This is a genomic window from Salmonella sp. SA15303, from assembly GCF_029962125.1.
In the GTDB taxonomy this organism is placed as follows: domain Bacteria; phylum Pseudomonadota; class Gammaproteobacteria; order Enterobacterales; family Enterobacteriaceae; genus Salmonella; species Salmonella enterica.
Genome location: NZ_CP123924.1, coordinates 924,559 through 947,721, shown reverse-complemented (window position 1 = coordinate 947,721; position 23,163 = coordinate 924,559). Strand labels below are relative to the sequence as shown.

Sequence of the window (23,163 nt, the reverse complement as noted above, 5' to 3'; positions counted from 1 at the left end):
CTGAGGATAAGGTTAACGGTGAGAGGAATAACAATTAAAGAAGGGTTGGAAATAACAAATAACCAAATGAACTAACCTGTTTTAGTTATCGTTATTAACGCCAAAATCGATTTTATAATTGATTGATAATTATTAAATTTTCTGGAAATTCTTAAATTAATTGCCCGTCACAAGGCGGAGAATGGTTTTAGTTAATGATAAAAAATGCGCTTTCCGGTACCCTACGGCGGTTTTTTTATTGCCTGAGAGTTCATCATGTCCACCACGTTGTATAAAGATTTCACCTTTGAAGCCGCTCACCGCCTGCCTCACGTGCCTGAAGGGCATAAGTGCGGCCGCCTGCACGGACACTCGTTTATGGTGCGTCTCGAAATTACCGGTGAAGTCGATCCGCATACCGGTTGGATTATGGATTTCGCGGATCTCAAAGCGGCGTTTAAACCGACTTACGATCGTCTTGATCACTACTATCTGAATGATATTCCAGGGCTGTCCAATCCCACCAGCGAAGTGCTGGCAAAATGGATTTGGGATCAGGTTAAGCCCGTCGTGCCGCTACTGAGCGCCGTGATGGTGAAAGAGACCTGTACAGCCGGCTGCGTCTATCGCGGCGAATAAGGTTTATTAACGCGTGGGCTGGATGTCAAATTGATTCCAGCCTATCCACACGACGTTTCATCAGTGAAAACAGTCCAGCGCGTGGTGTTAAAAGCGCAGTACATCACCGGTTGCAGGTGCGGTTATTTCCGGTAGCCACAACCGCCCCCAGGCCCCTGTACAGTGACAACCGCATAGTTTTTCAGGTTTATGTTCTTGCAGAAAGCGCCTGACTCGCCACAGCGTGAACGGTGATGCGCAGCGGAGATGAAATCCGCCGACAAGCGCGTAAATCCGCTTTATACCAGTAATATTCTGACAGTGCCGGACAATATTTGCGATCCCCCGATGCCCGCATCCCGTAATGATGACTAATCCTTTTGTCGATTGGTAAATCAGTACGCCCTCATCCAAAATAGAGTCCGGCTCCGCATCGTGGCCGCCAAAAATGCCGTAGGCTTCAGGCGCGACCACCGGTATTTCCCCTGACCAGATAAAGTTTTCGCCAATCGGCAGGGGGTCACGCGTGTACATCATTCGATAGCGTGAATAGTCCACCTCACACGACAATTTTTTTATTTTTCGGGTAATACCAAGAAAAGTCATTGCTGCATAACGTTCACGTGCAATATCGGGATGGCAGATGATTCGACTGCTATCAGGAAGCCACGGCACGCCGCCGCAATGATCGTAATGACCATGCGAAAGCACCACAGCAGACACATCGGACAGGTCGATCCCCATCGCCAACGCGTTTTGCATAAAACTGCCATCAGGGCCGGTATCGAACAAGATAGACGTAGACTCATCCTCGACCAACAGGCTTAACCCTGGCCGGACCTTCAACGATTTATCCGCTCCAGCTCCCTTATGATTTTCGAGCAATACCCTGATCCTTAACGCCATGGCCTTCTCCTGTCTAAAAGCCTCCCCGGGAAAACGCGGCCTTTTTACTTTACAGGTTTGTAGCTGCCATTACTGGTACACAGATTATGATTATGCAACGGCTATCCTTGTTGGCGCGGGGAACACATCTTCATATTGCGTGACGCTGCCGATGAACGCGGTTAATCCCCGCTGGCGCGGGGAACACTCTTTATCAGCTAACCATTTCCAGAACTCGTCCGGTTTATCCCTGCTGGCGCGGGGAACACTATAATATGAATTAATTTTTGCGCATAACCTGCGGTTTATCCCCGCTGGCGCGGGGAACACTGCCCGTTCTGCCTCTTCGCACTCTCGATCAACGGTTTATCCCCGCTGGCGCGGGGAACACTGCGTAATGGGCTACCTGAACTTCACATATCCCGGTTTATCCCCGCTAGCGCGGGGAACATATTAAGCGCGCAAAGTTTGGGTTAATTGGACACGGTTTATCCCCGCTGGCGCGGGGAACACCGTATTCGTCACACAGCCCCGTCCAGAAATGACGGTTTATCCCCGCTGGCACGGGGAACACTAACGAACTGAATAAAATGTCAGAAAGTGACGCGGCTTATCCCCGCTGGCGCGGGGAACACGCAGCTTAGCGACGAAATTAAAACCGAACTCACCGGTTTATCCCCGCTGGCGCGGGGAACACTGCCAGTGACTACAGAAGCGTCGCTATCGGGGCGGTTTATCCCCGCTGGCGCGGGGAACACACCGATAAACAACCGCATAGCCTCTTTCGTTTCGATTTATCCCTGCTGGCGCGGGGAACACTGCTCAATAACGTCGTAAATAGCGTAAGCTGGCGGTTTATCCCCGCTGGCGCGGGGAACACTATTTCGCCTTCGGCACTGACGTCACCGTCAACGGTTTATCCCCGCTGGCGCGGGGAACACGTCGCGTTCGTTGCCGGTATAGACCAGCGTCACGGTTTATCCCCGCTGGCGCGGGGAACACGTCGCGTTCGTTGCCGGTATAGACCAGCGTCACGGTTTATCCCCGCTGGCGCGGGGAACACATCGAATCGAAACCCCAGCCACAGAAATAATTCGGTTTATCCCCGCTGGCGCGGGGAACACATCGAATCGAAACCCCAGCCACAGAAATAATTCGGTTTATCCCCGCTGGCGCGGGGAACACGCTCATGTCAAACGCCATCAGCGTTCCGGCATCGGTTTATCCCCGCTAGCGCGGGGAACACAATCGCCAGCCTCGGAAATATTCCATCCTCCGCGGTTTATCCCCGCTGGCGCGGGGAACACAGGAACTAAACAGCCTGACCGTTGAGGATCTGCGGTTTATCCCCGCTGGCGCGGGGAACACACCGGACAAATCTTTTTTTTCCTGTTCCTGTTCGGTTTATCCCCGCTGGCGCGGGGAACACGGGCGGTCCCCGGCCTCAATACCGCGCTGACGCGGTTTATCCCCGCTGGCGCGGGGAACACTTGAGGTGCCGCTTGCCGTTCTTCTGTTTTTTCGGTTTATCCCCGCTGGCGCGGGGAACACGGGCACTATGAACGGATCGGCGCTGATGCCGGCGGTTTATCCCCGCTGGCGCGGGGAACACGGTAAAGCCACACCATTTTTTATTGACCTCGCCGGTTTATCCCCGCTGGCGCGGGGAACACCTAGGAGGCGTAATGAATACTACGTATCAAAACGGTTTATCCCCGCTGGCGCGGGGAACACGTGGTGGCCTCAAATAAATTCGAGCGCTGGAGCGGTTTATCCCCGCTGGCGCGGGGAACACTCGACGTGGACGAGGAGTTACTCAACCGCTGCCGGTTTATCCCCGCTGGCGCGGGGAACACAGCGCCACATGGCCCACCGGCACCACCCGATCCGGTTTATCCCCGCTGGCGCGGGGAACACAAATGACCAAATCAGAAATCTTCACCAAAGCCCGGTTTATCCCCGCTGGCGCGGGGAACACTAATGGCCACAGTAAGTCAAACGGTTCTGGAACGGTTTATCCCCGCTGGCGCGGGGAACACGAGTCCGGGGGTTATATAGTTATTTAATGAGCCGGTTTATCCCCGCTGGCGCGGGGAACACTCAACTGTCAGTTCGTCGTTAGCCAGTAATTCCGGTTTATCCCCGCTGGCGCGGGGAACACCTGAAAACGCATGGAATCCGGTATAAACAGTCCGGTTTATCCCCGCTGGCGCGGGGAACACGATGTAACTGATAGCGAAATATATTGGGATAACGGTTTATCCCCGCTGGTGCGGGGAACACGAAACGTAAACAGGGTAAGATACAACTCTGCACGGTTTATCCCCGCTGGCGCGGGGAACACTGTAAAGGGTGGTCTGGAAGGGGATCGGCAAACGGTTTATCCCCGCTGGCGCGGGGAACACACTAAACGGATATAATTGTTTATAAACTACTTTTTGTCAGCACCACATTCTACCAACATAATCGCAACAATTTAAATTATTAAAGAACAGCTAATTTGCTGATTTTGATGCAAAAAAGTTCATAGAATGATTTTTTCTTTAAATTTACCAAAATAGCGTGATCCGTGCATCGCTATGGAAAAATTTATCAGCGCTTTTATACACTCATCGAAATTCACATAGAGAAAATAAACAATGCAAGGTAATGGATGAGTCACAGACGGCATCGGCAGGCCGTCTGTAAGATTAGTAATGCATCAGGCGATATTTAAATATTTATGCGTTTGCATAGACAGCCGCCAGTTACGTGCAATACACGTTTCAATACACAGACGCGTCGCGTCTTCTTTCTGGCTAATGGGCTGCAAAGCAATCACACGCGGTTTATCATCGCTCAACGTGGCTAACAGTTCATCCAGCGCCTCAATATCACGAACTCGCCCAACGGGATGCTTGATTTCATTGGCGCGCTCCAGCGCCTGGGAAAGCACGTCATATCCCCCGCGCATATTCACTTTTGGTGAAACCGTGACCCAGGTGTTAGGCGTACAGCGCACTTCGTGCGTCCCGCTGGTTTCAATCTGACAACTAAAACCACTCTTTTCAAGCAGATCGGTGAGCGGCATGAGGTCGTGAATACAGGGTTCGCCACCGGTGATGACAACGTGACGCGCGGTATAGCCCTGACGATTAATTACTGCCAGCAAGTCTTCACTGCTCGCAGCACCCCATTTGTCGCTCTCTTTGGTTTTTGCCAGAATGCTGAACAGAGACACTTCCCGATCGCTCAGTTTATCCCAGGTATGCTTAGTATCACACCAGGCACAGCCGACCGGACATCCCTGTAAACGAATAAAAATAGCGGGGACGCCGGTAAAATAACCCTCGCCTTGTAGGGTCTGGAACATCTCGTTAATCGGGTACTGCATAGCGTTCTCTATTAAGGGGATAATCGTTAATTATTGCAGATTTCGTCTGCCCGGTCATGCACAGCGGCTGCGCTATTGAACAGATACAAAAAAACCCGCCGAAGCGGGTTTATACGTTAAGAGGTAAAAGCAGGATTACGCCTGGCCTTTGATCTCTTTACGACCGTTATACGGTGCTTTTTCGCCCAGAGCTTCTTCGATACGAATCAGCTGGTTGTATTTAGCAACACGGTCAGAACGGCTCATAGAACCGGTTTTGATCTGGCCTGCAGCGGTACCAACAGCCAGGTCAGCGATGGTAGCGTCTTCAGTTTCGCCAGAACGGTGAGAGATGACAGCAGTATAGCCAGCGTCTTTCGCCATCTTGATTGCAGCCAGAGTTTCGGTCAGAGAACCGATCTGGTTGAATTTGATCAGGATGGAGTTAGCGATGCCTTTCTCGATGCCTTCTTTCAGGATTTTGGTGTTGGTTACGAACAGGTCGTCACCAACCAGCTGGATTTTGTCGCCCAGTACTTTGGTCTGGTATGCAAAACCGTCCCAGTCAGACTCGTCCAGACCATCTTCGATGGAAACGATCGGGTACTGTTTGGTCAGTTCTTCCAGGAAGTGGGTGAATTCTTCGGAGGTGAACGCTTTGTTGCCTTCGCCAGCCAGAACGTATTTACCGTCTTTGTAGAATTCAGATGCTGCGCAGTCCATCGCCAGGGTGATGTCTTTACCCAGCTCGTAACCAGCCGCTTTAACCGCTTCAGCGATAACAGCCAGCGCTTCAGCGTTGGAACCCAGGTTCGGCGCATAGCCGCCTTCGTCACCCACAGCGGTGTTCATGCCTTTGCCTTTCAGCACTTTTGCCAGGTGATGGAAAACTTCAGAACCCATACGGATGGCTTCTTTAACCGTTTTCGCGCCAACCGGCTGGATCATGAATTCCTGGATGTCGACGTTGTTGTCAGCGTGCTCGCCGCCGTTGATGATGTTCATCATCGGAACCGGCATGGAGTATTTGCCCGGCGTGCCATTCAGTTCAGCAATGTGCTCGTACAGCGGCATACCTTTAGCGGCAGCAGCAGCTTTGGCGTTAGCCAGAGAGACAGCCAGAATGGCGTTTGCACCGAAGTTAGATTTGTTTTCAGTACCGTCCAGGTCGATCATGATTTTGTCGATGCCAGCCTGGTCTTTAGCGTCTTTGCCAAGAATAGCCTGAGCGATCGGGCCGTTAACCGCGCCAACAGCTTTGGTTACGCCTTTACCCAGGAAACGGGATTTGTCGCCATCGCGCAGTTCCAGCGCTTCGCGGGAACCAGTAGAAGCACCTGACGGAGCCGCCGCCATACCTACGAAACCACCTTCCAGGTGTACTTCAGCTTCAACAGTCGGGTTACCACGGGAGTCGATGATTTCACGACCGATGACTTTAACGATTTTGGACATTAGGTTTTCCTCAAGTCACTAGTTAAACTAAAACTTCAGACAAACGGTGCACCGCTGAGGGTGCACCGCCGTTCTAACTTTTTTACTTCGCCTGACGTTTCTGATGCTCGTTGGCGGCTTTAACAAAGCCAGCGAACAACGGATGTCCATCACGCGGCGTGGAAGTAAATTCCGGATGGAACTGACAGGCCACGAACCACGGATGATTCGGTACCTCAATGATCTCGACTAACTGATCATCACCGGAACGGCCTGCGACACGCAGACCCGCTGCTTCAATTTGTTTCAACAACATATTGTTGACTTCGTAACGATGGCGATGACGTTCAACAATCGTCGACGCGCCGTACAACTGACGTACCAGACTGTCATCGCTAAGCTGGCACTGCTGCGCGCCCAGGCGCATGGTGCCGCCCAGATCGCTTTTCTCGCTACGGACTTCAACGTTACCGTCTTCATCGCGCCACTCGGTAATTAACGCCACAACCGGGTACTTACAGTCTGGCACAAATTCCGTTGAGTTGGCGTTGTCCATGCCGGCCACGTTACGAGCGAACTCAATCAACGCAACCTGCATCCCCAAGCAAATGCCCAGATAAGGAATATTGTTTTCACGCGCATAGCGCGCAGTGGCGATTTTACCTTCAACGCCACGATAGCCGAAGCCGCCGGGGATCAGGATAGCGTCCAAATCTTTCAGAATTTCGACGCCGCGCGTTTCAACATCTTGCGAATCGATCAATTTGATGTTGACGGTAACGCGGTTTTTCAGACCACCGTGTTTCAGCGCTTCGATCACCGACTTATAGGCATCCGGCAGTTCAATATATTTGCCGACCATGCCGATAGTCACTTCGCCTGCCGGGTTCGCTTCTTCGTAAATGACCTGTTCCCATTCAGACAGGTTAGCTTCCGGACAGTTCAAGCTGAATCGTTTACAAATATAATCATCAAGCCCCTGAGATTTCAACAGGCCCGGAATTTTATAAATGGAATCGACATCTTTCATTGAAATAACGGCTTTTTCCGGCACATTACAGAACAATGCAATTTTTGCACGCTCGTTGGCAGGAACCGCGCGATCGGAACGACAAATCAGAATATCGGGCTGAATACCGATAGACAGCAGCTCTTTCACGGAGTGCTGAGTCGGTTTAGTTTTCACTTCGCCCGCAGCCGCCAGGTAAGGTACCAGCGTCAGGTGCATAAACAGCGCGTGTTCACGACCGATATCTACCGCCAATTGACGAATCGCCTCAAGAAACGGCAGCGATTCGATATCACCGACGGTACCGCCGATTTCCACCAGTACCACATCGTGGCCTTCGCCACCTTCCAGCACGCGCTCTTTAATCGCGTTAGTGATGTGAGGGATGACCTGTACGGTTGCGCCCAGATAGTCGCCACGGCGTTCTTTACGCAGAACGTCGGAGTAGATGCGGCCAGTCGTGAAGTTGTTGCGGCGAGACATCTTGGTGCGGATGAAACGCTCGTAGTGCCCCAGGTCCAGGTCGGTTTCAGCGCCGTCTTCAGTAACGAACACTTCCCCGTGTTGGATTGGGCTCATAGTACCCGGATCGACGTTGATGTACGGATCCAGTTTCATGATGGTCACGTTGAGACCACGGGCTTCCAGAATGGCTGCGAGGGAGGCTGCGGCAATGCCTTTACCCAGAGAGGATACGACCCCGCCGGTCACAAAAATATAGTTCGTTGTCATGCGGAACCTGAGAAGTTAGGTTTAAAAGACGATGGAATAACCAGGACGGGAAAGCAGTATACCCGAACATGACCTACGCCACAAACTTTCATTATTCCTCCTCTTCGTCAGGCTGACATTCACACAGGGAGGGAGAAAATAGCCCCTTTGAGGTAAATGTTTTTGACGTAAATCAAGCGCTTGTTATTTAAAAAATCACACAAATCGCTCTTGACCGCCTAAAACCTTTAGAGATCAATTTCCTGGCGTTTTACTTCCTGCCAAACTTCTTCCATTGTTTCCAGGTCCACCCCGGTCATTTCCAGGCCTCTGGCTGCGACAATACGTTCAACTTCGCGAAAACGACGTTCAAATTTATCGTTCGCTTTTTGCAAAGCGAGCTCCGCTTTCGTACCTAAATGACGCGCCATGTTGACCGTGGCAAAGAGCAAATCGCCCATTTCCTCTTCCAGTTTAGCCTGATCAACAACCGCCTGCCGCGCCTCGAACATCACCTCATCGATCTCTTCATAGACCTTATCGACGACCGGTCCCAGCGTCGTCCAGTCAAAGCCCACGTTTGAACACCGTTTCTGGATTTTTTGCGCGCGCATTAAGGCCGGGAAGCTGCGCGGAATATCGTCCAGCGCGGAATGCTGCGCTTTTTGCGCGCGCTCTTCCGTTTTGATTTGCTCCCAGCGAACTAATGCTTCTTCGCTATTATCCGCGGAAAGCTCGCCAAAAACATGCGGATGGCGGCGCTCCAGCTTGTCGCTGATGGCAGCGCAGATATCATTAAAATCGAAGCGGCCTTCTTCCTGCGCCATCTGCGCGTAAAACACCACCTGGAACAACAGGTCGCCCAGTTCGCCGCGCAAATCGTCAAAATCCTCACGCGCAATCGCATCCAGTACTTCATAGGTTTCTTCCAGCGTATAAGGCGCGATGCTGGCGAAGGTCTGCTCTTTATCCCACGGGCAGCCGTTTTCCGGGTCGCGCAGGCGCTGCATGAGGGTGAGAAGACGGTCAATTTGATGGTTAGTTGTCATGGTTTTTAATCGGTTGTAAATACCAGCGACAATTGTAACGTATTATTCTTAACCATTCACGCACAGAGACACTACGACAACGCCTATATAATAAAATATATTGTTAACAGGTGTTGAATGCTACCTTTCCCGTATAACTTTAAAATTATTAATCGATACACAACAATATAATAATCATATAACTAATTTATTAAAAAAACAGATATTTGCACCAGACGTTATAAATAACATCAATTAAGTAAAAAAATCATGCAAACACTATAAGCACCCCACCCAAAGAGCCTTCCCTTTCAAAAAAAAATAAATTATTTCACTTTTACGGAAAAACGAGTAGCATGCACGCCAGTTTAATATTCAAAAAAGACCGCTTTTTTGTTTTTTCTGGAACATACATGAAATAAATATATTGAAAGTATTACATATAATATTCTATGAGCAGGTACGATCATTCAGCTCATAAGAATATACTCATAGAAATGTAGAAATATAATATTTTTATTATGACCTATTTTTACCCAAAGCCCGCAGCATGGCTCTATGCCGCATATCCCTTGGTATACGCGTACAAAATGTTGCCATAAAACACGTTAATTAAGGATAACACGATGAAGTCATCTCATTTTTGTAAACTGGCAGTAACTGCATCTTTAGTTATGGGAATTGTCTCCGGCGCTCAAGCCGCGGGTAGCAACACAGCAAAGGTCACTTTCCTTGGTAATATTGTTGATTCCCCCTGCTCTCTCACACTTGTTTTTTAGATAAAAAGGCTATAACCAATTTACATGCTTACCAGCATCCTGATTCTGGCTCAGAATACGTATCACGATAACTTCCGTAACTGATTGTATAAAATAGATAATATGCCTTTTAAACGGTAAGGCATAAATGTATTCACCCAGTTCAGGTCGAGGCGTGCCAATGTTATTGGCACTCATAATGCTGAATATTTCTGATAGATGATTAATATATCGATCGGCCTGTATTTCGCCAAAATGCTGCCAGCCGTAATGCCAGATATTTTCCAGATCTTCACTGGCCTTTGGCGTTAATTTTACCATTCTCATCGGGTTTGATCATCCCTGTTTTGACCTTCCGTAAAAAGGCATCCTTTTCCCAGGCCTGCGGCTCTCCGCTGTTCAGACCTTCAGCCAGAAGTTCACGTAACGCCTGAAGTCGTGACTCGGCCTGTTTTTCCCTCAGCAGACGAAGAGACTCTCTGATCACTTCACTTTGTGTTCTGTAATCACCTGATTCTATGAGCGATTCAATAAACTCGCGCAGTTCATCGCCAAGATCAACGGTCATTGTTCTGGCCATAACAGCCTCCACTGTAAGTATAAATCTTACATAAGAGTACACCGGAAATGAAATGTACGTCAAAAACATACCCCATATCTCATGCTTATGGGGTTGCTAATGCGGCTTTGCTGAACGAGTAGCAAAGCCGCTACATGATTACTGTCTGGGGTTTACCCCCCGTGCAGTCGCCGTGCATCAATCACATCCGGCACCTGGTTCAGCTTACCGAGCACCCGGCCCAGCACCTGCAGGTTGTAGATCTCGATGGTCATATCAATGGTGGCGATCTGCTGTTTAATGTCGCTGCGGCTGGCGACGCCCAGCACGTTGACTTTTTCGTTAGCCAGAATGGTGGTGATATCGCGTAGCAAGCCGCTGCGATCGTTGGCCTGGACGCGCACCACCAGCGAATATCCCGCCGAGTAGCTCTCGCCCCATACCGCCTCTACGATCCGCTCCGGCGCATGGGAGCGCAGTTCCGCCAGCTGTTCGCAGTCGGCCCGGTGCACGGAAATCCCTCGCCCTTGAGTAATGAAGCCGACAATTTCATCCCCCGGAATCGGCTGGCAGCAGCGGGCGATGTGGTGCATCAAATTACCCACGCCTTCTACCACCACGCGCCCGTCGTCTTTACGACGATTTTGCGGCGCGTATGTTTTTTGCTGAAGCTGTTTCAGCGCCGCTGCATCCTGCTCCTCTGCACTCGGCTTATTGAACTGTGATTGCAGGAAATTCACCATCTGATTAAGACGGATATCGCCGCCGCCTATCGCCGCCAGCAACTCTTCCAGCTCATTAAAGTTGTAGCGCGGCAGCAGATGTTTTTCGGCCTCTTTCAGGCTAATCCCCAAATGCGCCAGCTCATCGTCGAGGATCTGCCGTCCAGCCTGGATATTTTTGTCACGATCCTGCTTGCGGAACCAGGCGTGAATTTTCGAGCGTCCGCGGCTGGTCGTCACATAGCCCAGGTTTGGATTCAGCCAGTCGCGGCTGGGATTCGGCTGCTTCTGAGTGATAATTTCAATTTGATCACCCATCTGCAACTGATAGGTGAATGGCACAATACGGCCGCCGATTTTAGCGCCAATGCAGCGGTGCCCAACATCGCTGTGGATGTGGTAAGCAAAATCGAGCGGCGTAGATCCGGCAGGCAAGTCAACCACGTCGCCTTTTGGCGTAAAAACGTAGACCCGATCGTCAAACACCTGGCTGCGCACTTCATCCAGCATTTCGCCGGAATCGGCCATCTCTTCCTGCCAGGCGATCAGCTTACGCAGCCACGCAATTCTGTCTTCATGACCGGAGCGCACGCCGCCGGACGCGGCGCCTTCTTTATACTTCCAGTGTGCCGCCACGCCCAGTTCGGCGTCTTCATGCATCTGTTTGGTACGGATCTGGATCTCAACGGTTTTACCGCCCGGTCCCAGGACCACGGTGTGGATAGACTGGTAACCGTTCGGTTTCGGGTTAGCGACATAATCATCGAATTCATCCGGCAGGTGACGATAGTGCGTATGCACTATCCCCAACGCGGCGTAGCAGTCCTGCAGACGTTCAGCGACAATACGCACGGCGCGCACGTCAAAGAGTTCATCAAACGCCAGATGCTTTTTCTGCATTTTGCGCCAGATGCTATAAATATGTTTTGGTCGTCCGTAGACCTCCGCCTGCACGCCTTCGTTTTTCATTTCGGCGCGCAGATGTCCAACAAACTCTTCGATGTAATGTTCGCGATCGAGACGGCGCTCATGCAGCAGTTTGGCGATGCGTTTGTATTCCGCCGGATGCAGGTAGCGGAAACAGTAGTCTTCCAGTTCCCACTTCAGTTGCCCGATGCCCAGACGATTGGCGAGCGGCGCATAGATGTTGGTACATTCTTTCGCCGCCAGCACGCGCTCATCTTCCGGCGCCTCTTTCACTTCGCGCAAATGAGCGATTCGCTCGGCCAGTTTGATCACCACGCAGCGGAAATCATCCACCATCGCCAATAACATTCGACGGACGTTATCAACCTGCTCCGAAGAAACAGAGTCGTTATGAGTGGCGTTTAGCTGACGGATCGCCGCCATATCGCGCACGCCATGAATCAGGGTAACGATAGATTTGCCGACGCTTTCGCGCAGTACATCTTCGCTGACTACGTTGGCGTCGGCCAGAGGGAACAGTAGCGCCGCCCGCAGCGTGTCGATATCCATACTCAGCGTGGAAAGAATTTCTACCATCTCCACGCCACGCCACAGCAACAGATCCGCATCCGGATGTCCTTGTGTCTGTTGCAGGCAATACGCCCAGGTTTCGGCTAAGCGCTCACACGACTGCTGGCTGGAAATTCCCAGGCTTGCGATCCACTTATTCGGATCAAATTCACCAGCTTTATTAATATGTGCACTTCTTACCGCGACCATCGTCCTCTCCTTAAGGGACCAGGCCTACCGAAGTCGGTAAGCCGGTAATCATTACATGCGCTCGAACAGAACCATTGATTCCAGATGTCCTGTGTGCGGGAACATGTCGAGCATCGCTAAACGCGTAACCTCATATCCCGCATTGACCAGCGCTTCACTATCGCGCGCCAGCGTCGCCGGGTTACAGGATACATAAACAATGCGAATAGGTTTTAATTTTATAATATGTCGCATCACTCCTGTAGCCCCCGCACGCGCAGGATCGAGTAAGACTTTGTCAAAGCCGTTTTTCGCCCACGGCTGCTTCGTGACATCTTCCTCCAGGTTCTCATGGAAGAATGTCACATTATGTAAACCATTGCGGATGGCGTTTTCACGGCCTTTTTCTACCAGCGCCGGAACGCCCTCAACCCCAATCACGCTTGCCGCGCGCGTTGCCAGCGGCAGCGTAAAATTCCCCATTCCGCAGAACAGATCCAGGACACGATCCTCGGCGCGCACATCAAGCCACTCCAGCGCGCGGGCGACCATTTGCTGGTTTACCGCCTCATTAACCTGAATAAAGTCTCGCGGACTGAAGGCTAAACGTAAGCCGTGCGAATCATACCAGGGCGCCTCGCCAGATACCGTTTCCAGTATCTCGCTAAACGGCGCCAGAAACAGAGACAATCCCTCAGAATGCGAAAAGCGTTCCAGTTTTTCTTTATCCGCCGCACTTAATGGCGCGGTATGGCGCAGAATCATCAGCGTACCGCTTCCCGCCTGTACCAGCTCAACATGCCCAAGATGTCGGGTGCCGTGTAAACTCGCCAGACACGCCCTGATTCGGGGCAGCAATGCTGCAAGCTGGGGCGCCAAAACGGGGCACTGTTCGACATTGACGATATCGCTGGAACCCGCTTTGCGAAATCCCATTTGCAGCGGTTTATCCGGCGGGCAATTCAGACTTAACCGCGCACGACGCCGATAACCCCAAGGCGCGCCGGCGATGATGTCATTCACCTCGTGTTTCATCAAACGCGCCAGCGCCGCGCTTTTGCTGCGTTGTTGCAGGGCGATGCTGACATGCTGTTGCTGACAACCGCCGCAGACGCCAAAATGCGGGCAGCGCGGCGTTTCTCGTTCCGGGCTATCATTCAAACGGCGCGAAACGCGTGCGCGGGCAAATTGCTTTTTATCTTCTGTAATAATGACTTCTGCGCTTTCCTCAGGCAATAAACCGGGGATAAACAGCGCTTTTCCGTTATGACGGGCTACGCCCTGACCAAATGAATCGAGGTCATTGACTTTAACGGTTATGATCTGACGCGTCGTCACGCGCCGTTTTGCAGAGTAGAATTGCGCCATCGACCAGCTTTTTCTCAATTTAACAGTGTGACCCTAATTGTCCCATAACGGAACTCCATGACCAACTACAGCCTGCGCGCACGCATGATGATTCTGATCCTGGCCCCGACCGTCCTGATAGGTTTGCTGCTCAGTATCTTTTTTGTAGTGCACCGCTATAACGACCTGCAGCGTCAACTGGAAGATGCCGGCGCCAGTATTATTGAACCGCTCGCCGTCTCCAGCGAATATGGTATGAACTTACAAAACCGGGAGTCTATCGGCCAACTTATCAGCGTCCTGCACCGCAGACACTCTGATATTGTGCGGGCGATTTCCGTTTATGACGATCATAACCGTCTGTTTGTAACGTCTAATTTCCATCTGGACCCCTCACAGATGCAGCTTCCCGCCGGAGCGCCGTTTCCACGTCGTCTGAGCGTTGATCGCCACGGCGATATTATGATTCTGCGCACCCCAATTATCTCGGAGAGCTATTCGCCGGACGAGTCAGCGATTGCTGACGCGAAAAATACCAAAAATATGCTGGGGTATGTGGCGCTTGAACTGGATCTCAAGTCGGTCAGGCTACAGCAATACAAAGAGATTTTTATCTCCAGCGTGATGATGCTTTTTTGTATTGGCATTGCGCTGATCTTTGGCTGGCGGCTTATGCGCGATGTCACCGGGCCTATCCGTAATATGGTGAATACCGTTGACCGCATTCGCCGCGGACAACTGGATAGCCGGGTGGAAGGATTTATGCTGGGCGAACTGGATATGCTGAAAAACGGCATTAATTCCATGGCGATGTCGCTTGCCGCCTATCACGAAGAGATGCAGCATAATATCGATCAGGCCACTTCGGACCTGCGTGAAACCCTTGAGCAGATGGAAATCCAAAACGTTGAGCTGGATCTGGCGAAAAAGCGTGCCCAGGAAGCGGCGCGTATTAAGTCGGAGTTCCTGGCGAACATGTCGCACGAACTGCGAACGCCGCTGAACGGCGTCATTGGCTTTACCCGCCTGACATTAAAAACGGAGCTGAATCCCACCCAGCGCGACCATCTGAACACCATTGAGCGTTCCGCGAATAATCTGCTGGCGATCATTAATGACGTGCTTGATTTCTCCAAGCTGGAAGCCGGTAAGCTCATTCTGGAAAGTATCCCTTTTCCACTGCGTAATACGCTGGATGAAGTGGTTACGCTGCTGGCTCACTCGTCGCATGATAAAGGGCTGGAGTTGACGTTAAATATTAAAAACGACGTCCCGGATAATGTGATTGGCGACCCGCTGCGCCTGCAACAGGTCATTACTAATCTGGTGGGTAATGCCATTAAGTTCACCGAGAGTGGCAATATCGACATTCTGGTAGAAAAGCGGGCGCTCAGTAACACCAAAGTACAGATTGAAGTGCAGATCCGCGATACGGGGATCGGCATTCCGGAACGCGACCAGTCGCGACTGTTTCAGGCGTTTCGCCAGGCCGATGCCAGTATTTCTCGCCGTCACGGCGGCACCGGGCTTGGGCTGGTGATTACGCAAAAGCTGGTCAACGAAATGGGCGGGGATATCTCTTTCCACAGCCAGCCTAATCGCGGCTCGACCTTCTGGTTTCATATTAATCTTGATCTTAACCCAAATGTCATTATTGACGGGCCGTCGACCGCGTGTCTGGCCGGGAAACGGCTGGCTTATGTCGAACCGAATGCTACCGCCGCGCAATGTACCCTGGATCTACTGAGCGACACGCCGGTGGAGGTGGTTTACAGCCCGACCTTCTCCGCGCTGCCGTTAGCGCACTACGATATTATGATTTTGAGCGTTCCGGTGACCTTCCGCGAGCCGCTCACCATGCAGCATGAACGTCTGGCGAAAGCAGCGTCAATGACGGACTTTCTACTGCTGGCGCTACCTTGCCATGCGCAAATTAACGCCGAAAAGCTGAAACAAGGAGGCGCGGCGGCCTGTCTGTTAAAACCATTGACGTCAACGCGCCTGTTGCCAGCGCTGACGGAATATTGCCAGTTGAATCACCATCCTGAACCGCTGCTAATGGATACCAGTAAAATCACCATGACGGTTATGGCGGTTGATGATAATCCCGCTAATCTGAAGCTTATCGGCGCGTTACTGGAAGATAAAGTCCAGCACGTAGAGCTTTGTGATAGCGGACATCAGGCGGTGGATCGGGCGAAACAAATGCAGTTTGATCTGATTTTGATGGATATTCAGATGCCGGATATGGACGGCATACGCGCCTGCGAATTGATTCACCAGCTTCCTCATCAGCAGCAAACACCGGTTATTGCCGTTACGGCACATGCGATGGCCGGGCAAAAAGAGAAGTTGCTCAGCGCGGGCATGAACGACTATCTGGCTAAACCGATAGAAGAAGAGAAGTTGCATAATCTGTTGCTGCGCTATAAACCTGGCGCCAACGTAGCAGCGCGCCTGATGGCGCCGGAACCAGCTGAATTTATCTTCAATCCGAATGCAACGCTCGACTGGCAGCTTGCGCTCCGCCAGGCTGCCGGTAAGCCCGATCTGGCGCGGGATATGCTGCAAATGCTGATTGATTTTCTGCCGGAAGTGCGCAACAAAATTGAAGAACAACTGGTGGGAGAAAATCCCAACGGCCTGGTCGATCTGGTCCATAAGCTACACGGGAGCTGCGGCTATAGCGGCGTACCGCGGATGAAGAACCTTTGCCAGCTTATTGAGCAACAGCTTCGCAGCGGCGTCCACGAAGAGGAGCTGGAGCCTGAGTTTCTGGAGCTGCTGGATGAGATGGATAATGTCGCGCGTGAAGCGAAGAAGATATTAGGCTGATATTCGCCGGATGGCGGCGTGACCGCCTTATCCGGCCTACAACTCAGCGTAACTGTTGCCCCGCTTTCAGCGTTGCAGCCACGTTGCGCGCGGTCATTCGTACGTTTTCACTCGCATTCTTCAGCGCGTCCTCCAGCGTGCAGATGGTATAAATCACGCTGAAAACCGCATCAAGCCCATGTTCATGAACCACGCTAACGTCCGCCGTCAGGCTACCCGCAATACCAATTACCGGCTTGTTATACCGTTTGGCGATGTTTGCCACGCCAATAGGGACTTTACCGTGAATGGTCTGGCTGTCGATGCGTCCCTCGCCGGTGATGACTAAATCAGCATCCGCAAGACACGCTTCCAGATGAAGCGCATCGGTGACAATCTCAATGCCACGCCGTAGCTGCGCGCCGCAAAACGCGTATAACGCCGCCCCCATGCCGCCTGCCGCGCCGCCGCCTGCCAGATCCAACACATCGACATGCAGATCGCGGGCAATCAAATGCGCATAGCGAGTCAATGCCGTATCCAGGCGTTCAATCATTTCCGGCGTTGCCCCTTTTTGCGGACCAAAAACCGCAGACGCGCCCTCTTTGCCGGTAAGGGGATTCGTGACATCGCAGGCGACCTCTATATGGCACGCCGACAAACGCTTATCCAGGCCGCTGATATCAATGCTGGCGAGTGTTTCCAGCCCAATGCCGCCTTGCGCAATATCATTGCCCTGCGCATCCCGTAGCCTGGCCCCCAGCGCCTGTACCATCCCCGCGCCGCCATCGTTGGTGGCGCTACCGCCGATACCAATAATGATATGCTCAACGCCCGCATCCAGCGCATGACGGATCAGCTCGCCGGTTCCCCATGACGTGGTCTTCAACGGATCGCGTTGCGCGGGCGGCACCTGCTCCAGCCCGCTGGCGGCCGCCATTTCAATGAACGCGGAACGCGCATCGCCGGAAAGCCCATAAAACGCATTGACGCGATGCCCCAACGGCCCGGTGACCTCAACATGCACGATTCGACCCGCCGTCGCTTCAACCATCGCTTCGACAGTACCTTCTCCGCCATCAGCCAGCGGCAATTTCAGGTAATCGGCGTCAGGCCAGATCTCGCGAAATCCTTGTTCAATGGCGGTCGCTACCTCAAGAGCACTCAAACTTTCCTTATACGAGTCTGGTGCGATCACTATTTTCATAAGTCGTCCTTACGCATGTTGATCCTGTTAAGCATACACCCAGAGAAGAACCGGTTCCTTACGGAACCGGCTCTGACTTAACGCACCATGCAAGGACGCTTATTATCAAACGTCCAGCCAGGAATTAAGTACTGCATTCCCATCGCGTCGTCACGCGCGCCTAAGCCATGTTTTTGATAGAGCTCATGCGCTTTCATCACCTGATCCATATCGAGCTCAACGCCCAGACCCGGTTTGGTCGGTACTTGCACCATGCCGCCTTTAATTTCAAACGGTTCTTTAGTCAGACGTTGGTTGCCTTCCTGCCAGATCCAGTGGGTATCGATCGCGGTGATCTTGCCCGGCGCCGCCGCGGCAACATGGGTAAACATCGCCAACGAAATATCAAAGTGGTTGTTAGAGTGCGAGCCCCAGGTCAGACCGAACTCATGGCACATTTGCGCCACGCGTACAGAGCCTTGCATAGTCCAGAAGTGCGGGTCCGCCAGCGGGATATCGACGGATTGCAGCGACAGCGTATGCCCCATTTGACGCCAGTCGGTCGCTATCATATTGGTGGCCGTCGGTAATCCGGTCGCGCGACGGAATTCCGCCATCACTTCACGACCAGAAAAACCCTGCTCCGCGCCGCACGGATCTTCTGCATAGGCCAGAGAACCTTTCAGGTATTTACCAATGCTGATCGCTTCGTTCAGCGACCAGGCACCGTTTGGATCGAGCGTAACGCGCGCTTGTGGGAAACGTTTCGCCAGCGCCACGATTGACTCGGCCTCTTCTTCGCCCGCCAGCACGCCGCCTTTCAGTTTGAAGTCGTTGAAGCCGTATTTTTCATAGGCAGCTTCCGCCAGACGCACTACCGTTTCCGGCGTCATCGCCTCTTCATGGCGCAGACGATACCAGTCGCATTGCTCATCCGGCTGGCTCTGATACGGCAGCGGCGTGGCCTTGCGATTGCCGACAAAGAACAGATAACCCAGCATTTCGACTTCGCTGCGCTGCTGACCGTCGCCTAACAGCGAAGCGACGTTGACGCCCAGGTGTTGGCCCAAAAGGTCAAGCATTGCCGCTTCAATGCCAGTCACCACATGGATAGTGGTACGGAGATCGAACGTTTGTAAGCCGCGTCCGCCCGCATCGCGATCGGCAAACTGGTTGCGAACGGCGGTCAGGACATTTTTATATTCACCCAGCGTTTTTCCCACCACCAGTGGGATCGCATCTTCCAGCGTTTTGCGAATTTTTTCGCCGCCCGGAATCTCGCCAACCCCGGTATGGCCGGAGTTATCTTTAATAATGACGATGTTGCGCGTGAAGAACGGGGCGTGCGCGCCGCTCAGGTTCATCAGCATACTGTCATGACCCGCAACCGGGATAACCTGCATTTCAGTCACTACAGGCGTCGTAAATTGAGTACTCATAACTGTGTCCTTATTCAGAATTAGTGACGACCAAAAACAGGGCGTTTGCGGTCAAAAGTCCAGCCGGGGATCAGGTATTGCATCGGGCCTGCATCATTACGCGCGCCGCCTGGCAGCTTTTTATACGCGTCATGCGCTTTTCGCACCTGTTCCCAGTCAAGCTCCACGCCCAGTCCTGGCGCATCCGGAACGGCAATTTTGCCGTTTTTAATTTCCAGCGGATTTTTAGTCAGGCGGCAATCGCCCTCCTGCCAGATCCAGTGCGTATCAATAGCGGTGGGTTTGCCTGGCGCCGCCGCGCCGACATGGGTAAACATCGCCAGTGAAATATCAAAATGGTTATTCGAATGGCAGCCCCAGGTTAGCCCCCAGTCATCATACAGTTGCGCCACGCGAACGGCGCCGGTGAGGGTCCAGAAATGCGGATCGGCAAGAGGAATGTCTACCGCGTTGAGCATCACCGCGTGTCCCATTTCACGCCAGTTGGTGGCAATCATATTGGTCGCTACCGGCAGTCCTGTCGCGCGGCGGAACTCCGCCATGACTTCACGACCAGAGAATCCTTGCTCCGCGCCGCACGGATCTTCCGCGTAGGTCAGTACATCATTCAGCCCTTTGCACAACGCAATGGCTTCATCCAGTAGCCAGGCGCCGTTCGGATCCACGGTAATACGCGCGTCCGGGAAGCGTTTTTTTAGCGCGCGAACAGTATCAATCTCTTGTTCGCCCGGCAGCACGCCGCCCTTGAGTTTAAAATCTTTAAAGCCGTAGCGATCCTGAGACGCTTCCGCCAGCCGCACGACCGCGTCGCTGTCCAGCGCTTCCTGATGACGCAGGCGATACCATTCATGACTGCCCGGCGTGCTTTCCAGATACGGCAGATCGGTTTTAGTGCGATCGCCAATATAGAAGAGATAGCCCAACACGGTGACGGCATCGCGCTGTTTACCGGGTCCTAACAGTTCACAGACCGGCACATTAAGCGCCTGCCCCAGTAGATCAAGCAGCGCCGCTTCCAAAGCTGCCACCGCGTTAACCCGCAGTTCAAACGTCCATGCGCCTTTACCAAAGGTGTCAAAATCAGCAGCCTGGTTGCCTTTATGCACCTGCTGCACCACTTTGTTCAGGCGGGCGACTTCCTGGCCTAATACCATCGGAATAGCATCGACCAGCGTCTGATAAATCACTTCTCCGCCCGGCGCCTCGCCGACGCCAGTATGCCCGGCGTTATCGGTGAGGATGACGATGTTACGGGTGAAGTACGCGTTATGCGCGCCGCCGATGTTGAGTAGCATACTGTCATGTCCGGCAACCGGAATGACCTTCATGTCCGTAATAACGGGACTGGATTGCGTTGTCATGATAATTGTCCTGCGACAGGTTTCAGTTCAATACGCTTAATATCGCCTACCAGCACCAGATAGCTGATGATGGCCACCAGGGCATGTACGCCGACATAGATCAACGCGCCGTTGAAGGAACCGGTGGTGCCAACGATGTAACCAATCGCGATTGGCGTCACAATACCGGAAATATTGCCGAACATATTAAACAAGCCGCCGGAAAGACCGCTGATCTCTTTCGGCGCGGTATCCGCCATTACTGCCCAGCCCAACGCGCCGATACCTTTACCGAAGAAGGCCAACGCCATAAAGCCGATGATCATCCATTCCACGTTCACATAGTTACAGAACACCATGACCATTGACAGCAACATCCCCAGCACAATCGGCGTCTTGCGCGCGATATTCAGGGAGCCGGTACGACGCATCAGCCAGTCGGAAATGATGCCGCCCAACACGCCGCCGATAAAGCCGCAGACCGCAGGAACCGAGGCGACAAAGCCCGCTTTGAGAATCGACATGCCGCGCGCCTGGACCAAATAGACCGGGAACCAGGTAATAAAGAAATAGGTCAATGCGTTAATACAGTACTGACCGATGTAAACGCCAATCATCATACGAGAGCCCAGCAGCTGTTTGATCTGGCCCCATTTGACGCTAAACGGTACTTTCGCTTTGGTGTCTTTCTGATCCATATTGATCAGCGCGCCGCCTTCTGCGATGTACTCCAACTCTTTCTTATTTACGCCCGGATGGTTATTTGGTTCATGGATAACTTTCAACCAGATAAAGCTGATGATGATCCCTAACCCGCCCATAAAGAAGAAGACATGCGACCAGCCCACTTCGTGCGTCAGCCAGCCCATAATCGGCGCGAAAATAACCGTGGCAAAGTATTGCGCGGAGTTAAAGATGGCCACCGCCGTTCCCCTCTCCTGCGCCGGGAACCAGGCTGCAACAATGCGACTGTTGCCCGGGAAAGAAGGCGATTCCGCCAGACCAACCAGGAAACGAAGCGTAAAGAGGGCGACAATAATGCCGAAACCACTAAAGATATCGACAAAACCCTGCAACAGGGTGAAGACTGACCAAATGAAAATAGACCAGAAATAGACGCGTTTGGAACCAAAGCGGTCCAGCAGCCAGCCGCCCGGGATCTGCCCGATAACATAGGCCCATGAAAAAGCAGAAAAAACATAGCCCATGCCTACCGGATCAAGGCCGATATCTTTGGCCATTTCTGAGCCGGCAATGGACAATGTGGCGCGGTCGCCGTAGTTGAAGGATGTGACGATAAACAGCATCACCACTATCCAGTAGCGGGCGTTCGTGCGTTTCTCCGCACTGCTCGCCGCGTGACTTAATGAACTCATTGTTGCACTCCTGAAATTTCGCGTTAGCTACGCTCACTCTGAACTGCACAACCGGTAGGGAATCAGAGATAACGTTTCCTTGTTGCAGCTTTTATTAGGTCGTTTGCTTTGCACGCTGCATGCTTTTATTCACTGGCAGGAGAAGTATAAAAAGCGCGCCACACACACTCACCGTGCAACAACACAGTATTTTGGCGATGAATTACGCCTGTTTATGGCAAAAGCCCAGGACAGTGGAAGCCACTTCACGGAAATGAAATCAGAAGGCGTCGGCGTCGACGCAGGAGGAGTAAAAAGAGAAGAATGTGAAACAGGTCGCTTGATTACATGAAAACGCCCGTAAAAAACTGCTGCTTTTGCGGGCATATGCACAAAGCTAACACGATTCAGTTACTTTACACTGTGTACAGGTCATGATTTTGCTTACTGGCAACGCAAGCAAACGAAAAGGTACCCTCCCGTAGGGGGGAGGGATTTACCTCAGGAAAGTAAAGTTCCCCAGTTTTCAACCCAGGGATTGGACTGGCTCTCCGGCTCCGGATGTTCGCTGGCGTCAATGAATAACATCTCCCCCACCCGCTGCGCGCTTTGCTCTTGCAACAGGGCATCAAACTGTTTGCCGCCATTACAGAAATTGGGGTAGCTGCTATCACCTAACGCAATCACCCCGTAACGCAGGTTTGGTTGAAAACCGACTGTATCTTTAATGCCGTGAAAGAGCGGCGCAATGCTATCCGGTAGATCGCCCTGCCCGGTCGTCGAGGTAACGACCAGCGCAACCTTATCCTGATATTGCTGCCAGTCGGACAGTTCAGGATCTTCAAACACGGTCGCGCTGTGGCCCTGTCTGGCGAGGATCGCTTCCGCTTCTTCCGCCACCAGCAGTGAGTTGCCATACATGGTCCCGACAAAAATACCAATTTCCGCCATTATGCGTATCT

Annotated in this window: 17 protein-coding genes, 1 pseudogene and 1 CRISPR repeat array; of the genes and pseudogenes, 4 read left to right on the top strand and 14 right to left on the bottom strand. The window is 52.3% G+C overall.

Features of this window, described 5'->3' with window-relative positions; translation table 11 throughout:
* Positions 1 to 255 precede the first annotated feature (255 nt).
* Complete coding sequence (gene queD, locus QEN31_RS04540) at positions 256 to 618, top strand: 6-carboxytetrahydropterin synthase QueD (RefSeq protein WP_000108313.1); 363 nt, start codon at positions 256 to 258, stop codon at positions 616 to 618.
* 87 nt (positions 619 to 705) lie between these two features.
* Here the strand turns inward: queD and QEN31_RS04535 are convergent, their stop codons facing one another.
* The 5 genes from QEN31_RS04535 to mazG all read right to left on the bottom strand — a co-directional run bounded on the left by QEN31_RS04535 (position 706) and on the right by mazG (position 9,037).
* Positions 706 to 1,503: an MBL fold metallo-hydrolase gene (locus QEN31_RS04535; protein ID WP_001208013.1), complete on the bottom strand. Its 798-nt coding sequence runs from the start codon at positions 1,501 to 1,503 to the stop codon at positions 706 to 708.
* A gap of 158 nt (positions 1,504 to 1,661) precedes the next feature.
* A CRISPR array of direct repeats spans positions 1,662 to 3,887; the repeat unit is 29 nt; unit sequence CGGTTTATCCCCGCTGGCGCGGGGAACAC.
* A gap of 296 nt (positions 3,888 to 4,183) precedes the next feature.
* Positions 4,184 to 4,855 (bottom strand): 7-carboxy-7-deazaguanine synthase QueE, encoded by a 672-nt coding sequence (gene queE, locus QEN31_RS04530; RefSeq protein WP_001199961.1) that lies wholly within the window; start codon positions 4,853 to 4,855, stop codon positions 4,184 to 4,186.
* Positions 4,856 to 4,990: 135 nt separating this feature from the next.
* Complete coding sequence (eno, locus tag QEN31_RS04525) at positions 4,991 to 6,289, bottom strand: phosphopyruvate hydratase (protein WP_000036734.1); 1,299 nt, start codon at positions 6,287 to 6,289, stop codon at positions 4,991 to 4,993.
* An 82-nt stretch (positions 6,290 to 6,371) separates the two neighbouring features.
* Entirely contained in the window at positions 6,372 to 8,009 is a 1,638-nt protein-coding gene (pyrG, locus tag QEN31_RS04520) for a glutamine hydrolyzing CTP synthase (RefSeq protein ID WP_000210863.1), read from the bottom strand.
* A gap of 227 nt (positions 8,010 to 8,236) precedes the next feature.
* Positions 8,237 to 9,037, bottom strand: a complete 801-nt coding sequence (gene mazG, locus QEN31_RS04515) for a nucleoside triphosphate pyrophosphohydrolase (protein WP_000210449.1) — start codon at positions 9,035 to 9,037, stop codon at positions 8,237 to 8,239.
* A gap of 605 nt (positions 9,038 to 9,642) precedes the next feature.
* Here mazG and QEN31_RS04510 point away from each other — a divergent pair.
* Positions 9,643 to 9,786 (top strand): annotated as a pseudogene (locus QEN31_RS04510) (fimbrial protein); the annotation flags it as partial.
* 18 nt (positions 9,787 to 9,804) lie between these two features.
* On the opposite strand, the gene QEN31_RS04505 reads toward QEN31_RS04510, so the two are convergent.
* The 4 genes from QEN31_RS04505 to rlmD form a co-directional block, all read right to left on the bottom strand.
* On the bottom strand, positions 9,805 to 10,101 hold the full coding sequence (locus QEN31_RS04505) for a type II toxin-antitoxin system RelE/ParE family toxin (protein WP_001532579.1): 297 nt from the start codon (positions 10,099 to 10,101) through the stop codon (positions 9,805 to 9,807).
* Positions 10,067 to 10,423 carry a type II toxin-antitoxin system ParD family antitoxin gene (locus QEN31_RS04500; protein ID WP_000480218.1) on the bottom strand — a complete coding sequence of 119 codons (357 nt, stop codon included), beginning with the start codon at positions 10,421 to 10,423 and terminating at the stop codon, positions 10,067 to 10,069. The genes QEN31_RS04505 and QEN31_RS04500 overlap by 35 nt, the downstream gene beginning before the upstream one ends.
* Positions 10,424 to 10,506: 83 nt before the next feature.
* Complete coding sequence (gene relA, locus QEN31_RS04495) at positions 10,507 to 12,741, bottom strand: GTP diphosphokinase (protein WP_099949614.1); 2,235 nt, start codon at positions 12,739 to 12,741, stop codon at positions 10,507 to 10,509.
* 51 nt (positions 12,742 to 12,792) lie between these two features.
* The gene (gene rlmD / locus QEN31_RS04490; protein WP_000046849.1) at positions 12,793 to 14,088 is read right to left on the bottom strand and encodes a 23S rRNA (uracil(1939)-C(5))-methyltransferase RlmD; all 1,296 of its coding nucleotides are present in this window, start codon (positions 14,086 to 14,088) and stop codon (positions 12,793 to 12,795) included.
* A gap of 57 nt (positions 14,089 to 14,145) precedes the next feature.
* Between rlmD and barA the strand changes: the two genes are divergently transcribed.
* Positions 14,146 to 16,902: a two-component sensor histidine kinase BarA gene (gene barA / locus QEN31_RS04485; protein ID WP_000186400.1), complete on the top strand. Its 2,757-nt coding sequence runs from the start codon at positions 14,146 to 14,148 to the stop codon at positions 16,900 to 16,902.
* A gap of 43 nt (positions 16,903 to 16,945) precedes the next feature.
* Here the strand turns inward: barA and QEN31_RS04480 are convergent, their stop codons facing one another.
* The 4 genes from QEN31_RS04480 to gudP form a co-directional block, all read right to left on the bottom strand.
* Positions 16,946 to 18,088, bottom strand: coding sequence for a glycerate kinase (locus QEN31_RS04480; RefSeq protein WP_000706479.1), 1,143 nt, complete (start codon positions 18,086 to 18,088; stop codon positions 16,946 to 16,948).
* A gap of 77 nt (positions 18,089 to 18,165) precedes the next feature.
* The gene (gene gudD, locus QEN31_RS04475; RefSeq protein ID WP_000107113.1) at positions 18,166 to 19,506 is read right to left on the bottom strand and encodes a glucarate dehydratase; all 1,341 of its coding nucleotides are present in this window, start codon (positions 19,504 to 19,506) and stop codon (positions 18,166 to 18,168) included.
* 20 nt (positions 19,507 to 19,526) lie between these two features.
* Complete coding sequence (locus QEN31_RS04470; protein WP_099949613.1) at positions 19,527 to 20,867, bottom strand: enolase C-terminal domain-like protein; 1,341 nt, start codon at positions 20,865 to 20,867, stop codon at positions 19,527 to 19,529.
* Positions 20,864 to 22,222 carry a galactarate/glucarate/glycerate transporter GudP gene (gene gudP, locus QEN31_RS04465; RefSeq protein ID WP_000097015.1) on the bottom strand — a complete coding sequence of 453 codons (1,359 nt, stop codon included), beginning with the start codon at positions 22,220 to 22,222 and terminating at the stop codon, positions 20,864 to 20,866. The genes QEN31_RS04470 and gudP overlap by 4 nt, the downstream gene beginning before the upstream one ends.
* Before the next feature lie 79 nt (positions 22,223 to 22,301).
* On the opposite strand from gudP, the gene QEN31_RS04460 reads away from it, so the two are divergent.
* Complete coding sequence (locus QEN31_RS04460; protein WP_001626563.1) at positions 22,302 to 22,553, top strand: hypothetical protein; 252 nt, start codon at positions 22,302 to 22,304, stop codon at positions 22,551 to 22,553.
* Positions 22,554 to 22,702: 149 nt separating this feature from the next.
* Here the strand turns inward: QEN31_RS04460 and QEN31_RS04455 are convergent, their stop codons facing one another.
* Entirely contained in the window at positions 22,703 to 23,152 is a 450-nt protein-coding gene (locus tag QEN31_RS04455) for a flavodoxin (RefSeq protein ID WP_000807739.1), read from the bottom strand.
* Between the last annotated feature and the right edge of the window lie 11 nt (positions 23,153 to 23,163).